The following is a 15,354-nucleotide window of genomic DNA, read 5'->3' on the forward strand; positions in this document are numbered from 1 at the left end:
GCGTGAATTCAGCGGGCGCGAAAACCGCCCGGCGGCGACACTAGCGGCTGCGCGGGAAGTCGGCGGCGATGAAGGCGACAAGATTCCAGCGCTCGGTCTCGCTGAGCGCGAGCTTGTAGGGCGGCATCGGCGAGCCGATCGGCTCGCCGCCCTCGCTGATCGCCCACATCAGAAACCCGTCGGAGAAATAGACGTCGTCGGAACCATCGGCGGCGCGATCGCTGCGGCGCAGGCTCGGCGGGCGCGGATCGGTGCTGCCCTCGCCATCACCGCGTCCCGACGGGCCGTGGCAGGTGGCGCAATAGTCGATGTAGAGCTGCGCGCCTTCCGCCAATGCCTGCGGGCCGGCGCTATACGGGTTCGCCATCGCAGAATAGGGCGTCGGCAGTCCGCTTGCGGCGAAGGTATCATGGCGCAGCGGGTTGTCGCGTAGCGATCCGGCGAAGGCGCCGGACGTCAAAGCGAGCGCTGCCATTGCCGCGACCACGGCAAAGATCCGCTCTCTGTTCCCTGCCCTGCGCATCGTCGCTCATCCCTTGTCGCCCGTGATGCCGCGAAGCTAGCGCGCGTCTGCGAAGCGCGTGTGAATGCCGGCTGCAAGCTGCAAAAGAGTTGGCGCGCATTCAGCGCCGCTTCGCCCTCACCTTTCATCAACCTTCCCGCGCCAGACTCGTACTTCCGAATCTCCCGCTTGCGTGCAAAAGGCCGCCATGACCGCACCACTCATCATCGCCGCCCCCGACGTGATGCTGGCGCTCGACGACTGGCTCGGCCATCTCGGCGATGAGCGGCGGCTGGCGGAAAAGACGCTGGATGCCTATGAGCGCGACGTGCGGCAGTTCCTGTCCTTCCTTGCCGGTCACCTTGGCGGCGCCCCCGCGCTTGCCGATATCGCCGATCTGAAGCCGCTCGATATCCGCGCCTATCTCGCACGACGCCGACGAGGCGGGGCGGAAGCGCGCACGCTGGCGCGCGGGTTGGCCGGGGTGCGCTCGTTCTTTGCCTTCCTTGAGCGAAAGGGGCTCGCCAATGGCGCCGCCCTGAAGGCGGTGCGGGCGCCGAAACTGCCGAAGACGCTGCCGCGTCCGCTGCCGGCGTCCGCCGCGACGCGGCTGGTCGATGCCGACGAAGCTCTCGACGAGGAACCCTGGGTCGCCGCGCGCAACGCCGCCGTGCTCTGCCTGCTCTACGGCTCGGGCCTGCGCATTTCCGAAGCGCTCGGGCTGAAGCGTCGCGACGCGCCTTCATCCGGGGTCGACGCCATCCGCGTCACCGGCAAGGGCGGCAAGACGCGCGTCGTGCCTGTGCTGCCGGTGATCAACCGCGCGGTCGAAGACTATCTGCGGCTGTGCCCCTTCGCGCTCGATGCCGATGGCCCGCTATTCGTCGGCGTGCGCGGTCGTGCGCTGTCGCCACGCATCATCCAGCTTGCGGTGGAGCGCATGCGCGGTGCGCTCGGCTTGGCCGAAACCGCGACACCGCACGCGCTGCGCCATTCCTTCGCCACCCACCTGCTGGCGGCCGGCGGCGATCTGCGCACCATCCAGGAGCTGCTCGGCCATGCGAGCCTGTCGACCACGCAGATCTATACCGGCGTCGACGCGGCCCGCCTGCTCGACATCTATTCGAAGGCGCACCCGCGCGCCTGAGGCGCGGCGCGGCACGCTCATCGTTGGCCCCGAAAATGCCGTGGTTTCGGCGATGCTTGGCGTTGTGTTACGCTTTTTGCGGGAAAGAGGAGGAAACGGGTCGATGCTGAGGGCGGTTCGCGCGGCCACCGCAAGGCTGTTCGTTGTTACCGGGATGATTGCCGGGACGGCGGGTGCGGTTCTGGCCGAAGAAGACTGCGTACCCTCCAGCGAAGCCGGGACCTGGGTCAATCCGTCGGCCAAGGTGCGGGAACTTTCCTCCATCGAACTGGAATATTTCTGCCCCGAAGATCCAGTCTACGGCGCCTGGCGCATGCGCATGAAGACGCGCTGCCATCCACGCGATTGCAGCTGGGGCTGGACGCGGGCGGAGCGCCGCAGCGTCACCACCTTCCTCGGGAGTTTCCAGGGCTTCTACACGACCTCCTTCGTCAAACTCGACGTGATGGGCGGGCGCATGTCGGTCGAGGTCGAGAACCGCTCGCTTTCGACCACCATCGACGGCATTAAGCGCTATATGCTGATGCGCAAATAGGCCGCGCCCGAACCGTCAGATCGCGCCTTGCCGCGTACCCGTCCCGGCGGGCATGCTCTCGGCATCTGTCACCTGCACGCGCGGAGAATGCCGATGGGCTGGTCGCAAATTTCGGCTTTCATTCTGGTCGCCACCCTTTTGACGATGTCGCCGGGTCCGAACGGGCTCCTGGTCGCCAAGACCGTTCCCACCTCGGGCAAGGCCGCCGGTTTTGCCAATGTCGGCGGCATCCTGACCGGCTTTTATCTGCACGGCACGCTGTCGATCCTCGGTATTTCGGTCATTCTGGTGAAATCGGCCACCGCTTTTGCGATCGTCAAATACCTCGGCGCGGCCTATCTGTGCTGGATCGGGCTGAAGGCGCTCTGGGCCGCTTATCAGGGCGTTGAGCCGGCGGCGCGGGTGACCGGCTCCGACAGGCGGCGGACTCTTGGGGCGGCCTATCTCGAAGGGCTGATGACCAACGCGCTCAACCCGAAGGTCTCGATGTTCTATCTCGCCGCCTTCCCGCAATTCCTGACGCTGGAGACCAACACGCCGGGCGCCGCCGCCCTGCTCGTCTTCCTGCATTCGGCGATCGCCGCGCTGTGGTTCGGCGCCATGATCCTGCTGTTCTCGCGGCTGACACGCTTTGCCTCAAGCGGACGCTTCCAGCGCTGGCTTAAGGGCTTCACCGGCATCGTCTTCCTCGGCTTCGGCGCGAAACTCGCGACCTACCGCGTCGCCTCCTGACCACGCCGCGCAATGAAAAACCCGGCGCTCGCAAGGAACGCCGGGTTGTTTTTTGCGCGAGTTCTTATCCAAAAACCGGTTCCCACTTTTTGGGAACGCGCGACTAGATATGTATCGGCCGCTTGTCGACGGCGAGTGCGGCTTCCTTGACGGCTTCCGACAGGGTCGGATGGGCGTGGCAGGTACGCGCCAGATCCTCGGCCGAGCCGCCGAATTCCATCAGCACCGCCGCCTCGTGGATCATCTCGCCGGCGACCGGGCCGATGATGTGAACGCCAAGCACGCGGTCGGTGGTCTTGTCGGCGAGCACCTTGACGAAGCCTTCCGAGGCGCCCATCGCCTTGGCGCGACCGTTGGCGGTGAAGGGGAACTTGCCGACATTGTAGGCGATGCCGGCGTCCTTCAGCTCTTCCTCGGTCTTGCCGACGGAGGCGACTTCCGGCGTCGTGTACACCACGCCCGGGATGATGTCGTAATTGACGTGACCGGCCTGACCGGCAAGCCGCTCGGCCAGCGCCACGCCCTCTTCCTCGGCCTTGTGGGCGAGCATCGGGCCGGCGATCACGTCGCCGATGGCGTAGATGTCCTCGGCACTGGTCTTGAAGTGCGCGTCGGTCTTGACCCGGCCGCGGTCATCGAGTTCGACGCCGACATTCTCCAGTCCGAGATTGTCGGTGTGCGGACGGCGGCCGATGGCGATCAGCGCGACGTCGGCCTCGATGGTCTCGGCAGCCGCTTCGCCGGCGGCCGGCTCGACAGTGATCGAAAGCCGCTTGCCCGACTTGTCGATGCCGTCGACCTTGGAGGACAGCTTGAAGTTCATGCCCTGCTTTTTCAGCATGCGCTGGAACTGCTTGGCGACGTCGCCATCCATGCCGGGCAGGATGCGGTCGAGGAACTCGACAACGGTGACTTCGGCGCCAAGCCGGCGCCACACCGAACCGAGCTCGAGGCCGATGACGCCGGCGCCGACGACGACGAGGTGCTTCGGCACCTTGGTCAGCTCGAGCGCGCCGGTCGAGGTCACGACCCGGGTTTCGTCGATCTCGATGCCCGGCAGGTTGGCGCTGTCGGAGCCGGTCGCGATCACGATCGCCTTGGTCGCAAGGATCTGGCTCGAGCCGTCCTCGGCCATCACCTCGACCTGACCCTTGGCGAGGATCTTGCCGGTGCCGTGGAACGGCGTGATCTTGTTCTTCTTGAACAGGTAGTCGATGCCCTGAACGTTGCCGTCGATGGTCGCCTGCTTGTGCGCCATCATGGCCGGCAGGTCGAGCTTCGGCTTCGCCACCTTGATGCCGAAGCCGGCGAAGGAATGGCCCGCCTCCTCGAACAGCTCGGAGGTATGCAGCAGCGCCTTCGAAGGAATGCAGCCGACATTGAGGCAGGTGCCGCCATGGGTCTTGCGCTTTTCGACGACGGCGACCTTCATGCCGAGCTGGGCGGCGCGAATGGCGCAGACATAGCCGCCAGGGCCGGTTCCGATGACGACGAGATCGTAAGTGTCGGCCATGATTGTGCTCTCCGACTTCCTTTTGGTACGTGCGGGCTTCGATTTGTTCGGGCGGTAGCGGACGGAGCTCGACCTAGAGGTCGAGCACCAGGCGCTGCGGATCCTCGATCGCTTCCTTGATGCGCACCAGGAAGGTGACGGCTTCCTTGCCGTCGACGACCCGGTGGTCATAGGAGTGGGCGAGATACATCATCGGGCGGGCGACGATGTCGCCACCGCGCACGACCGGGCGCTGCTCGATGCGGTGCATGCCGAGAATGCCCGACTGCGGCGCGTTGAGGATCGGCGTCGACATCAGCGAGCCGTAGACGCCACCGTTCGAGATGGTGAAGGTGCCGCCCTGCATCTCGTCGATGCCGAGCTTGCCGTCACGGGCGCGGCGGCCGAAATCGGCGATCTGTTTCTCGATGTCGGCGATCGACATCTCGTCGGCATCGCGCACCACCGGCACGACGAGGCCCTTCTCGGTGCCGACCGCGACGCCGATATGGTAGTAATTCTTGAACACCAGATCGGTGCCGTCGATCTCGGCATTGACCGCGGGCACGTCCTTCAGCGCCTGCACGACGGCCTTCACGAAGAAGCCCATGAAGCCGAGCTTGACGCCGTGCTTCTTCTCGAACAGGTCCTTGTACTGCTTGCGCAGATCCATCACGGCGCCCATGTCGACGTCGTTGAACGTGGTCAGCATGGCGGCCGTGTTCTGCGCGTCCTTCAGCCGGCGGGCGATGGTCTGGCGCAGCTTGGTCATGCGCACGCGCTCTTCGCGCTCCTCGTCAGCCGGGGCGGACGGGGCGCGCACGGTGACCGGGGTCGGCGCAGGCGCCGTGGTCATCGCGACAGCCGGCGCGGCAGCGGGCTTGGAACCGGCCGCGAGCACGTCTTCCTTCAGCACCTGACCGCGCTTGCCGGAACCGGCGACGTCGGCGGCATCCATGCCCTTTTCTTCCAAGAGCTTCTTTGCTGCCGGAGACGGCGGCATGTCGGAGCCGGCTTCAGCCTTGGCTGGTGCGGCGGCAGCGGCGGCCGGTTCGGCCTTCGCAGTCGGCGCAGACGCGGCAACGGCGCCGGAGCCTTCGCCCAGCATGCCGAGCAGGGCGCCGACCTCGACCGTCTCGCCGTCCCCGACGATGATCTCGGCCAGCACGCCGGCGCTCGGCGCGGGCACTTCGATGGTGACCTTGTCGGTCTCGAGCTCAACCAGCGGCTCGTCGGCGGCAACGGCGTCGCCCGGCTTCTTGAACCATTGCGCGATCGTGGCTTCGGAAACCGACTCGCCAAGGGTCGGAACGCGGATCTCGGTGGCCATGGTTTTCGTTGTCCTCAAATCTTGGCCGGCGATACCACCGGCATCGTCGGGTTATTCGGCGAAGGCTTCGTCGAGGAAAGCCTGCAGCTGGGAGAGATGCTTCGACATCAGGCCGGTTGCGGTCGAGGCGGATGCCGGACGGCCGGCGTAGCGCGGCCGCTCGTGGGTCGCACCGATCTGCTGCAGCACCCACTCGATGTAGGGCTGCACGAAGCTCCACGAGCCCATGTTGCCCGGCTCTTCCTGACACCACACCATGTCGGCGAAGCGGAAGCGGAGCAGCTCGGTGAGCAGCGCCTTGGTCGGGAACGGGTAGAGCTGCTCGATGCGCAGCAGGTAGACGTCGTTGATGCCGCGCTTCTCGCGTTCCTCGAAGAGGTCGTAATAGACCTTGCCGGAGCACATCACGACGCGGCGGATCATGTCGTCGGGGACGAGCTTGATGCCCTCCTCGTCGGGATGCCGCTCGGCGTCGTCCCACAACACGCGGTGGAAGCTCGATTCCTCGGCAAACTCCTCGAGATACGACACGCAGCGCTTGTGGCGCAGCAGCGATTTCGGCGTCATCAGAATGAGCGGCTTGCGGAAGTCGCGGGTCAGCTGGCGGCGCAGGATGTGATAGTAGTTCGCCGGCGTCGAGCAGTTGGCGACCTGCATGTTGTCTTCGGCGCAAAGCTGCAGATAGCGCTCCAGACGGGCCGAGGAATGCTCCGGTCCCTGCCCCTCATAGCCGTGCGGCAGGAGGCAGACGAGGCCCGACATGCGCAGCCATTTGCGCTCGCCCGACGAGATGAACTGGTCGAAGACGACCTGGGCGCCGTTGGCGAAGTCGCCGAACTGGGCTTCCCAAAGTGTCAGCGCGTTCGGCTCGGCCAGCGAATAGCCGTATTCGAAGCCGAGCACGGCCTCTTCCGACAGCATCGAGTTGATGACCTCGTAGCGGGCGGTTTCCGACGCGAAGTTGTCGAGCGGAGTGTAACGCTCGCCGGTATCCTGTTCGTGGATCACCGAATGGCGCTGCGAGAAGGTGCCGCGTTCGACGTCCTGGCCGGAGAGGCGGATGGCGTGCCCGTCCTTCATCAGCGTCGCGAAGGCGAGTGCCTCGGCCGTCGCCCAGTCGATGTTCTTGCCGGCGTCGATCGCCTTGCGGCGATTGCCCATGAAGCGCTGGATCGTGCGGTGCGCCTTGAAGCCTTCGGGAATGTCGGTCAGCGTGTGGCCGATCTCGACGAGCTGATCGAGCTCGACTCCGGTGCGGCCGCGACGCGGATCGTCGTAACTGCCGGCCTGGCGCATGCCGACCCAGCGGCCGTCGAGCCAGTCCGCCTTGTTCGGGCGGTAAGCCTGGCCGGCCTCGAATTCCTCGTCGAGCCTGGCGCGCCAGGCGGCCTTCATCTCGTCGACCTCTTCGGCCGAAATCAGGCCTTCGGCCACCAGCTTGTCGGAATAGATCTGCAGCGTGGTCGGGTGCTGGCGGATCTTCTGATACATGATCGGCTGGGTAAACGCCGGCTCGTCGCCCTCGTTGTGGCCGAAGCGGCGGTAGCAGAACATGTCGATGACCACCGGCTTGTGGAACAGCTGGCGGAACTCGGTGGCGACCTTGGCGGCGTAGACGACGGCTTCCGGATCGTCACCGTTGACGTGGAAGATCGGCGCTTCGATCATCTTCGCGGCGTCGGACGGATAGGGCGACGAGCGCGAGAAGATCGGATTGGTGGTAAAGCCGATCTGGTTGTTGATGATGACGTGGATCGAGCCGCCGGTGCGGTGACCCTTGAGGCCGGAAAGGCCGAAGCATTCGGTCACCACGCCCTGGCCGGCAAAGGCGGCGTCGCCGTGCAGGATCAGCGGCATGACGGAGCCGCGATCGAGCTTGTCGCCGTGCTGCTCCTGCTTGGCGCGGGCCTTGCCGAGCACCACCGGATCGACGATTTCCAGATGCGACGGGTTGGCGGTCAGCGACAGGTGCACCTTGTTGCCGTCGAACTCACGATCCGACGAGGCACCGAGGTGATACTTCACGTCGCCCGAACCCTCGACGTCGTCGGGGTGGTAGGATCCGCCCTTGAACTCGTGGAAGATCGCGCGGTGCGGCTTTGCCATCACCTGGGCGAGCACGTTGAGGCGGCCGCGGTGGGCCATGCCGAGAACGATTTCCTTCACGCCGAGATGGCCGCCGCGCTTGATGATCTGCTCAAGCGCCGGGATCACCGATTCCGCGCCGTCGAGACCGAAGCGCTTGGTGCCGGTGTATTTGATGTCGATGAAGCGCTCGAAACCCTCGGCTTCGATCAGCTTGTTGAGGATCGCCTTCTTGCCCATGTCGGTGAAGGCGACGCCCTTGTCCGGGCCCTCGATGCGCTCCTGGATCCAGCTCTTCTGCTCGGGCGAGGAGATGTGCATGAACTCGACCGCGAAGGTCGAGCAATAGGTGCGCTTGAGGATCGCGATCATCTCCGGGATGGTCGCGAATTCCAGACCGAGCACGTAGTCGAGGAAGATCTTGCGGTCGTAGTCGGCCTCGGTGAAGCCGTAGCTCTTCGGATCGAGTTCCTCGTGCTGGGTCGCTTCGCGCAGATTGAGCGGATCCAGGTCGGCCTGCAGATGACCGCGGATACGGTAGGCACGGATCATCATCAGCGCGCGAATGGAGTCGCGCGTGGCCTGCTGCACGTCGTGGTCGGAAAGTTCGACGCCGCGCGTCTGCGCCTTGGAGCGGACCTTTTCGCCGAGGTCCTTTTCCACCGCGCCCCAATTGCCGTCGAAGGCGGAGATCAGCTCACCATTGGTCGCCGGCGGCCAGTCGGTGCGTTCCCATGACGGGCCCGACGCCTCCTTCAGGACGCTGCCGCGCTCATCTTTCAGATCGGCAAAAAAATCCCGCCACTCCTCGTCGAGGGAGGCGGGCTCGTCCTGGTAACGGGCATAGAGTTCTTCGAGATAGGAAGCGTTGCCGCCGTAAAGGAACGACGTCAACGCGAAGGCCTTGTTCGCGTCCTGGCGTGGCATCTCTCGTCCGGCGGGGTCGCGCCCCGCCCCATGTTACGGCCACGGCCCCATGCCGTGCCCTTTCCTGTATCAGCGGCGCACACCCCTTTGCGCGCCGCAGATCAGTATAACCCCGTAATGTCGCCAAAAGGTTGACCGCAATGCGGTCAGCCCTTCAGCACCTCGACCAGGGTCTTGCCGAGCTTGGCCGGCGACGGCGAGACGACGATACCCGCCGCTTCCATCGCCGCGATCTTGTCCTCGGCGCCGCCCTTGCCGCCGGAGATCACCGCACCGGCATGGCCCATGGTGCGGCCCGGAGGTGCGGTACGGCCGGCGATGAAGCCGACCATCGGCTTCTTGCGACCCTTCTTGGCCTCATCGGCGATGAACTGGGCAGCTTCCTCTTCGGCCGAGCCGCCGATCTCGCCGATCATGATGATCGACTCGGTGGCGTCGTCGGCGAGGAACATTTCCAGCATGTCGATGAACTCGGTGCCCTTGACCGGGTCGCCGCCGATGCCGACAGCGGTGGTCTGGCCGAGGCCTTCATTGGTGGTCTGGAAGACCGCCTCGTAGGTCAGCGTGCCGGAGCGCGAGACGATGCCGACATTGCCCTTGGAGAAGATCGAGCCCGGCATGATGCCGATCTTGCATTCTTCCGGCGTCAGAACGCCCGGGCAGTTGGGGCCGAGCAGGCGGGACTTGGAGCCTTCGAGCTTGCGCTTGACGTTGACCATGTCCATCACCGGAATGCCTTCGGTGATGCAGACGATGAGCGGGATTTCCGCCTCGATCGCCTCGATGATCGCCGCGCCGGCGCCTGCCGGCGGGACATAGACCACGGACGCGTTGGCGCCGGTCTTTTCCTTGCCCTCGGCAACGGAGGCGAAGATCGGCAGCTCGGCGCCGCCCTCGACGTCGCCCCAGGTCTGGCCACCCTTCTTGGGATGAATGCCGCCGACCATCTGGGTGCCGTAATAGGCGAGCGCCTGTTCGGTGTGGAAGGTGCCGGTCTTGCCGGTCAGTCCTTGGACGAGGACCTTGGTGTCTTTGTTGACCAGAATGGACATTACGCGGCCCCCTCAACGGCTTTGACGATCTTCTGGGCGGCATCGTCGAGGTCATCGGCGGCGATGACGTCGAGGCCGGAGCCGTTCAGGATCTCCTTGCCCTTTTCAACATTGGTGCCTTCGAGGCGAACGACCAGCGGAACCTGCAGGCCGACTTCCTTGACCGCGGTGATGACGCCTTCGGCGATCACGTCGCAGCGCATGATGCCGCCGAAGATGTTGACCAGGATGCCCTTCACGTTCGGGTCGGCGGTGATGATCTTGAACGCCGCGGTGACCTTTTCGGCCGAGGCGCCGCCACCAACATCGAGGAAGTTCGCCGGCTCAGCGCCGTAGAGCTTGATGATGTCCATGGTCGCCATGGCGAGACCGGCGCCGTTGACCATGCAGCCGATGTTGCCGTCGAGGGCGACATAGGCGAGGTCGTACTTGGAAGCTTCGATTTCCTTCTCGTCTTCCTCGGTCTTGTCGCGCAGCTCCATCACGTCGTCGTGGCGGAACAGGGCATTGCCGTCGAACGAGACCTTGGCGTCGAGCACCCGGATGTGGCCATCCTTCATGACGATCAGCGGGTTGATCTCCAAGAGGCTCATGTCCTTCTCGGTGAAGGCCTTGTAGAGGATCTTCGACAGTCCGAGCATTTCCTCACGCGCCGTTCCGGAAAGCTCCAGCGCATCGGCGAGCTTGCCCGCATCGGCATCGGTGACACCGGTGTCGGGATCGATCGCGATGGTGTGGATCTTTTCCGGCGTCTCTTCGGCGACCGTCTCGATGTCCATGCCGCCCTCGGTCGAGGCGACGAAGGCAACGCGGCCGACGGTGCGGTCAACGAGCAGCGACAGGTACAGCTCGCTCTCGATGTCGGCGCCGTCCTCGATGTAGAGGCGGTTGACCTGCTTGCCGGCCGGGCCGGTCTGCTTGGTCACCAGCGTCGAGCCGAGCATCTGCAGGGCGAAGGTCTTGACCTCGTCGATCGAGAAGGCGAGGCGCACGCCGCCCTTCTCGCCGGCGGACGGCTCCTTGAACTTGCCCTTGCCGCGGCCGCCGGCATGGATCTGCGACTTGACCACCCAGAGCGGGCCCGGCAGCGACTTCGCGGCAGCCTCGGCCTCGTCGGGCGTGAAAATCGCGACGCCCTCGGCGACCGGTGCGCCGTAAGACTTCAACAGGGCTTTCGCCTGGTATTCGTGGATATTCATCCGTTGCGTTCCTCGTCAGCAGGAATGTCCGTCGGGACGGTTCAGCGAAATCAGGCGAGAGCCGGCTCGATGCCCTGGCAGACCTTGATCAGGCCCTCGACCGCGTCGACCGACTTCTGGAACAGCGCCTTTTCGTCGGCATCCAGCTCGATCTCGACGACACGCTCGACGCCACCGGCACCGATCACGATCGGCACGCCGACATAGACGCCGTCGACGCCGTATTCGCCGTTGCACTGCGCGGCGCACGGGAAGACGCGCTTCTGATCCTTGAGGTAGGCCTCGGCCATCGCGATGCCGGCGGTGGCCGGCGCGTAGTAGGCCGAACCGGTCTTCAGGAGGCCGACGATTTCGGCGCCGCCGCCACGGGTGCGCTGAACGATCTGGTCGAGCTTTTCCTGGGTGGTCCAGCCCATCTTGACGAGGTCCGGCAGAGGAATGCCGGCAACGGTCGAGTAGCGGGCGAGCGGCACCATGGTGTCGCCGTGGCCGCCGAGCACGAAGGCAGTGACGTCTTCGACCGAAACGCCGAACTCTTCCGACAGGAAGTAGCGGAAGCGGGCGCTATCGAGCACGCCGGCCATGCCGATGATCTTGTTCGGAGCAATGCCGGAGAACTTCTGCAGAGCCCAGACCATGGCGTCGAGCGGGTTGGTGATGCAGACCACGAAGGCGTCCGGGGCGTGTTCCTTGATGCCCGCGCCGACCGAGGCCATGACCTTCAGGTTGATGCCGAGCAGGTCGTCGCGGCTCATGCCGGGCTTGCGCGGCACGCCGGCGGTGACGATGACGACATCGGAGCCGGCGATCGACGAATAATCCTGCGTACCGGAGAGGGCGGCGTTGAAGCCGTCGATCGGCGAGGACTGGGCGAGGTCGAGCGCCTTGCCCTGCGGCAGGCCTTCGGCGATGTCGAACATCACGATGTCGCCGAGTTCCTTCAAACCGGCGAGATGAGCCAGGGTACCACCGATCATGCCCGAGCCGATCAGAGCAATCTTGTTGCGCGCCATGGTGCTTCTTTCCCTTTACGTAAACGTCAAGATAAATACTTCGTCGTTGTTGGTGTCCCTACTCCCTTTGCCCGCCCGGCGCAAGGACTCACGGGGTAAAATATAGTCGAATACGGCGCTGCGGTAAGACCCGCAACTTATTAGCATTTTCTTATTTTAGAAGGGTGGCGGCGCGGGGCGATCGGGCGCCTTTGCCGTGCGCTGCGGCGCCCGCTTTCAGCGACGCGCGCGTTCATCCGCCTTCAAGGACAGTGCCCGCGAATTCAACGACTTCGTCGGCAACCGGGCATGGAACCCGGCGCGCCGTCTCAGCCAATCCGGGTCTGCAGGATGAGTGCGGGCATCGTGTCCGTCGCCTCGGCGATGAAGAACCGGTCGCGGCCAGTCCGTTTCGCCTGGTAAAGTGCAACGTCGGCGAGCTTCATGGTTTTTTCGAGGGATTCGCCCTCGATATGGACGGCGCCGCCGATGCTGATGGTCAATTCAAGCTCATGACCCGCAATCACCTTGCCGCTGCGGCGCATGCCATCGCAGAGCTGGGCGGCGGCGTCGGCGGCCTCCTTCTCGCGGGCGCCGGGCAGGAAGATGCCGAACTCCTCGCCGCCGAGCCGGCCGATAATGGCGTCGTAGCTGACATGGTTGGACAGCACCTCGGCGATGGTCTTCAACGCCTCGTCGCCGATGTCGTGGCCGTAGGTGTCATTGATCGCCTTGAAGTGGTCGGCGTCGACCATCAGAAACGATCCCCCGTCTGACAGCCGGTCGCGGATCTGACCAAGCAGATAGGCCCGCGTCAGCACGCCGGTCAGGGTGTCGAGGCGGACATAGGCATCGACCTTCTCGATGGTCTGGGTGAGCAGGCGCAGGATGCTGAGGGAAAACACCGAAATCGGTGGCGCGATGAAAAGCGGGATCAGGGCACCGATTGCCAGCACCAACCAGAACCCCTTGCCAGACGCCCCGGTGTAACTCATGGCGACCGCAAGCACCGTAACCGGCGAGGCCACCGAGATCGCGGTGATGACGATCGTCATCAGCCAGACCTCCCGGTTGGAGCGAATTTTCAGCTTCTGCAGGATCCAGTCCATCTTCCAACCACGCACAGGCCACATACACAGGCGCCGGCGCTTCGCTCTTCTTTTGGCTGGAGGCGTTCGCGTTCCGACGCCCGTCCAAAATAGACCGGGCACGTTAAGATCGGCTTATTCCCGCGATATCGAAAAGGAAAATATTCAGCCGCGCTTGCCGTGCGGGGCGGCGAGATAATCGTTCGAGCGCATTTCGATCAGCCTCGAGATGGTGCGGGCGAACTCGAAGACCTCGGCACCGCTTTCGGCGCGATACAGCGTGTCGACCGGAGCGTCGGCGGAAATCACGATCTTGACGCCGTTGTCGTAGAGCGCGTCGATCAGATTGATGAAACGCTTGGCCTCGTTGCGCCGGTCCTCGGCCATCACCGGCACATGATCGACGAACAGCGTGTGATAGGCGTGGGCGATGCGCAGATAGTCCGCCGCACCGAGCGGGCGGGCGCACAGATCCTCGAAGCCGATGCGCGCGGCACCATGGGCGACCTGCGGGATTTCGATCCAGCGGCCCTTGGCCTCGAGACGTTCGAGATGGCCGCCGTCCGTGCCGGCAATGCGATGCCACAGGTGATCCATCGCGGCGTCGGCCTCTTTGCCGAGCGGCGAAAAGTAGAGCGGCTCGCCGGACAGCATTTCGAGCCGGTAGTCGGTCCGCGAGTCGAGCCGCACGACATCGACATGGCGCTTCAACAGGGCGATGAAGCCGAGGAAGTGGCCACGATTGAGGCCATCGCGATAGAGGTCGTCAGGATCGACGTTGGAGGTCGCGACCACGATCACGCCTGCCTCGAACAGCGCGGTGAACAGGCGGCCGAGGATCATCGCGTCGGCGATATCGGTGACGGAGAACTCGTCGAAACACAGCAGGCGGATTTCGCCGGAGATTTCGGCGGCGAGCGGCGGGATCGGATCGTCGCCGCTGACCTCGCCGCATTTCAGCGCCTGGCGGAAGGCGTGCACGCGCTCATGCACCTCGGCCATGAATTCATGGAAGTGGACACGGCGCTTGCGGCGCACGGGCACGCGCTCGAAGAACAGGTCCATCAGCATGGTCTTGCCGCGCCCGACCTCGCCCCAGATGTAGAGGCCCTCGACGGTCTCGGGCACGTCGCGGCGGCCGAACAACCAGCCGAGCGAGCTCTTCTTGCTGGCGAGCCGTGTCTCACTCAGCGTCGCGCAGAGCGCGTCGAACCGCTCGATGAGCGCGGCCTGTGCCGGATCGCGCTCGATCTCGCCGGCGCGCACCATTGCCTCGTAACGGTCGGAGACCGAGCGCATGACCTGGATGTCGCCGCTCATCGACCAACCCCGCTTGCGTTATCGCCACGGACCGGCACCGTCGCGATGCATTCAAGGCCTGGAATGGAAGAGCGAAATCGGGACATGCCGTCGGTCAGATCGGATCCGGGAGGTCTCGGGCGAGACGATGCTGCGGCGAGCGATAGAAAATATTGCAGCGCGAAGCAAGGAAAAGACGGCACGGAAAGTCAGCGAGACCGGGCGCCGGTCGTGCCGGCGGCGGTGCGGCGATGCAGAAAGGAGCGAACAGGGCGTCAGGCCATCAGGCGCATGAACAGCGCCTTCATCTCCATATTGGTGACGTGCATGCGGTTCGGCCCGAAGGTGCTGAAGCGTTCGTCGATCTCGCGATTGACGTAGAAGGTCAGATCTTCGAGAATCTTTTCGTTCTTCAAAGCCGGCGAGAACCGTTCGACAAAGGACTTCAGAATGGCTCGCATCTCGGGATCCTGCACACAGGCCTCGACGGTCAGGCCCTCAAGCAGCACGAAGGCAAGCACGTTGTAGCGCCGGCCGACATCGGCGGACAGATCCATTTCCAGCTTGTGGCTGGCATAGGTCATCAGCGCGTGGACGAAGAACGCCGTCCAGTTCTTGCTGGAATCCTTGGTCTGGCCGACGAAGGTCTTTTCGATCGCCGCCTTCATATATTCGGTGACGAGGAAATGCGTCAGTTTGCGATTGTTGAAGAGCACATTGCTCGCATTCACCGACGCGTAGCAACGCATGTTATTTTCGTAATAACGGTCGATGTTCTTGTACATGCCCTGGAGATATTTCTCCATGATGGCATCGATCACCTTGCCGTCGATGCAGCCCTGGTTCTTGGCACTGTAGTCCTTGATGAAGCGGAAAATGTTGATCGCTTCACTCACGCCGAGACCGACACAATGATGTGGGCCCGGTATCTGTCTATTCATGCTTCGACCCTGGTCCAAGTGTTGATCCGCCAG

The 15,354-nt window shown here is 64.3% G+C and carries 13 protein-coding genes; 3 read left to right on the forward strand and 10 right to left on the reverse strand.

Annotated elements, in window-relative coordinates; all coding sequences use genetic code 11:
* Positions 1–40 precede the first annotated feature (40 nt).
* Positions 41–523 (reverse strand): hypothetical protein, encoded by a 483-nt coding sequence (locus C0606_06565; protein PLX37913.1) that lies wholly within the window; start codon positions 521–523, stop codon positions 41–43.
* 187 nt (positions 524–710) lie between these two features.
* On the opposite strand from C0606_06565, the gene C0606_06570 reads away from it, so the two are divergent.
* The 3 genes from C0606_06570 (at position 711) to C0606_06580 (ending at position 2,916) form a co-directional block, all read left to right on the forward strand.
* Complete coding sequence (locus tag C0606_06570; GenBank protein PLX37914.1) at positions 711–1,649, forward strand: recombinase XerC; 939 nt, start codon at positions 711–713, stop codon at positions 1,647–1,649.
* Between the two features lie 103 nt (positions 1,650–1,752).
* Positions 1,753–2,184 carry a hypothetical protein gene (locus C0606_06575; GenBank protein ID PLX37915.1) on the forward strand — a complete coding sequence of 144 codons (432 nt, stop codon included), beginning with the start codon at positions 1,753–1,755 and terminating at the stop codon, positions 2,182–2,184.
* Positions 2,185–2,277: 93 nt separating this feature from the next.
* Positions 2,278–2,916: an MFS transporter gene (locus C0606_06580; protein ID PLX37916.1), complete on the forward strand. Its 639-nt coding sequence runs from the start codon at positions 2,278–2,280 to the stop codon at positions 2,914–2,916.
* 103 nt (positions 2,917–3,019) lie between these two features.
* Here the strand turns inward: C0606_06580 and C0606_06585 are convergent, their stop codons facing one another.
* From C0606_06585 to C0606_06625, 9 genes are all read right to left on the reverse strand, one after another.
* On the reverse strand, positions 3,020–4,429 hold the full coding sequence (locus tag C0606_06585; protein ID PLX37917.1) for a dihydrolipoyl dehydrogenase: 1,410 nt from the start codon (positions 4,427–4,429) through the stop codon (positions 3,020–3,022).
* Between the two features lie 73 nt (positions 4,430–4,502).
* A complete protein-coding gene (locus C0606_06590; GenBank protein PLX37918.1) occupies positions 4,503–5,738 on the reverse strand; it encodes a dihydrolipoyllysine-residue succinyltransferase in 1,236 nt (411 codons plus the stop codon).
* Positions 5,739–5,789: 51 nt separating this feature from the next.
* Positions 5,790–8,750 (reverse strand): 2-oxoglutarate dehydrogenase E1 component, encoded by a 2,961-nt coding sequence (sucA, locus tag C0606_06595; GenBank protein PLX37919.1) that lies wholly within the window; start codon positions 8,748–8,750, stop codon positions 5,790–5,792.
* 146 nt (positions 8,751–8,896) lie between these two features.
* Positions 8,897–9,802 (reverse strand): succinate--CoA ligase subunit alpha, encoded by a 906-nt coding sequence (locus tag C0606_06600; GenBank protein ID PLX37920.1) that lies wholly within the window; start codon positions 9,800–9,802, stop codon positions 8,897–8,899.
* Positions 9,802–11,001: an ADP-forming succinate--CoA ligase subunit beta gene (locus tag C0606_06605; protein ID PLX37921.1), complete on the reverse strand. Its 1,200-nt coding sequence runs from the start codon at positions 10,999–11,001 to the stop codon at positions 9,802–9,804. Before C0606_06605 ends, C0606_06600 begins: the two co-directional genes overlap by 1 nt.
* A gap of 50 nt (positions 11,002–11,051) precedes the next feature.
* Positions 11,052–12,014 (reverse strand): malate dehydrogenase, encoded by a 963-nt coding sequence (gene mdh / locus C0606_06610; GenBank protein PLX37922.1) that lies wholly within the window; start codon positions 12,012–12,014, stop codon positions 11,052–11,054.
* A gap of 308 nt (positions 12,015–12,322) precedes the next feature.
* Complete coding sequence (locus C0606_06615; GenBank protein ID PLX37923.1) at positions 12,323–13,126, reverse strand: hypothetical protein; 804 nt, start codon at positions 13,124–13,126, stop codon at positions 12,323–12,325.
* 120 nt (positions 13,127–13,246) lie between these two features.
* Positions 13,247–14,401 carry a cell division protein ZapE gene (locus tag C0606_06620; protein ID PLX37924.1) on the reverse strand — a complete coding sequence of 385 codons (1,155 nt, stop codon included), beginning with the start codon at positions 14,399–14,401 and terminating at the stop codon, positions 13,247–13,249.
* Positions 14,402–14,655: 254 nt separating this feature from the next.
* Positions 14,656–15,276, reverse strand: coding sequence for a hypothetical protein (locus C0606_06625; GenBank protein PLX37925.1), 621 nt, complete (start codon positions 15,274–15,276; stop codon positions 14,656–14,658).
* Between the last annotated feature and the right edge of the window lie 78 nt (positions 15,277–15,354).

Source organism: Hyphomicrobiales bacterium (assembly GCA_002869065.1).
Taxonomy (GTDB): Bacteria; Pseudomonadota; Alphaproteobacteria; order Rhizobiales; family Rhodobiaceae; genus Rhodobium.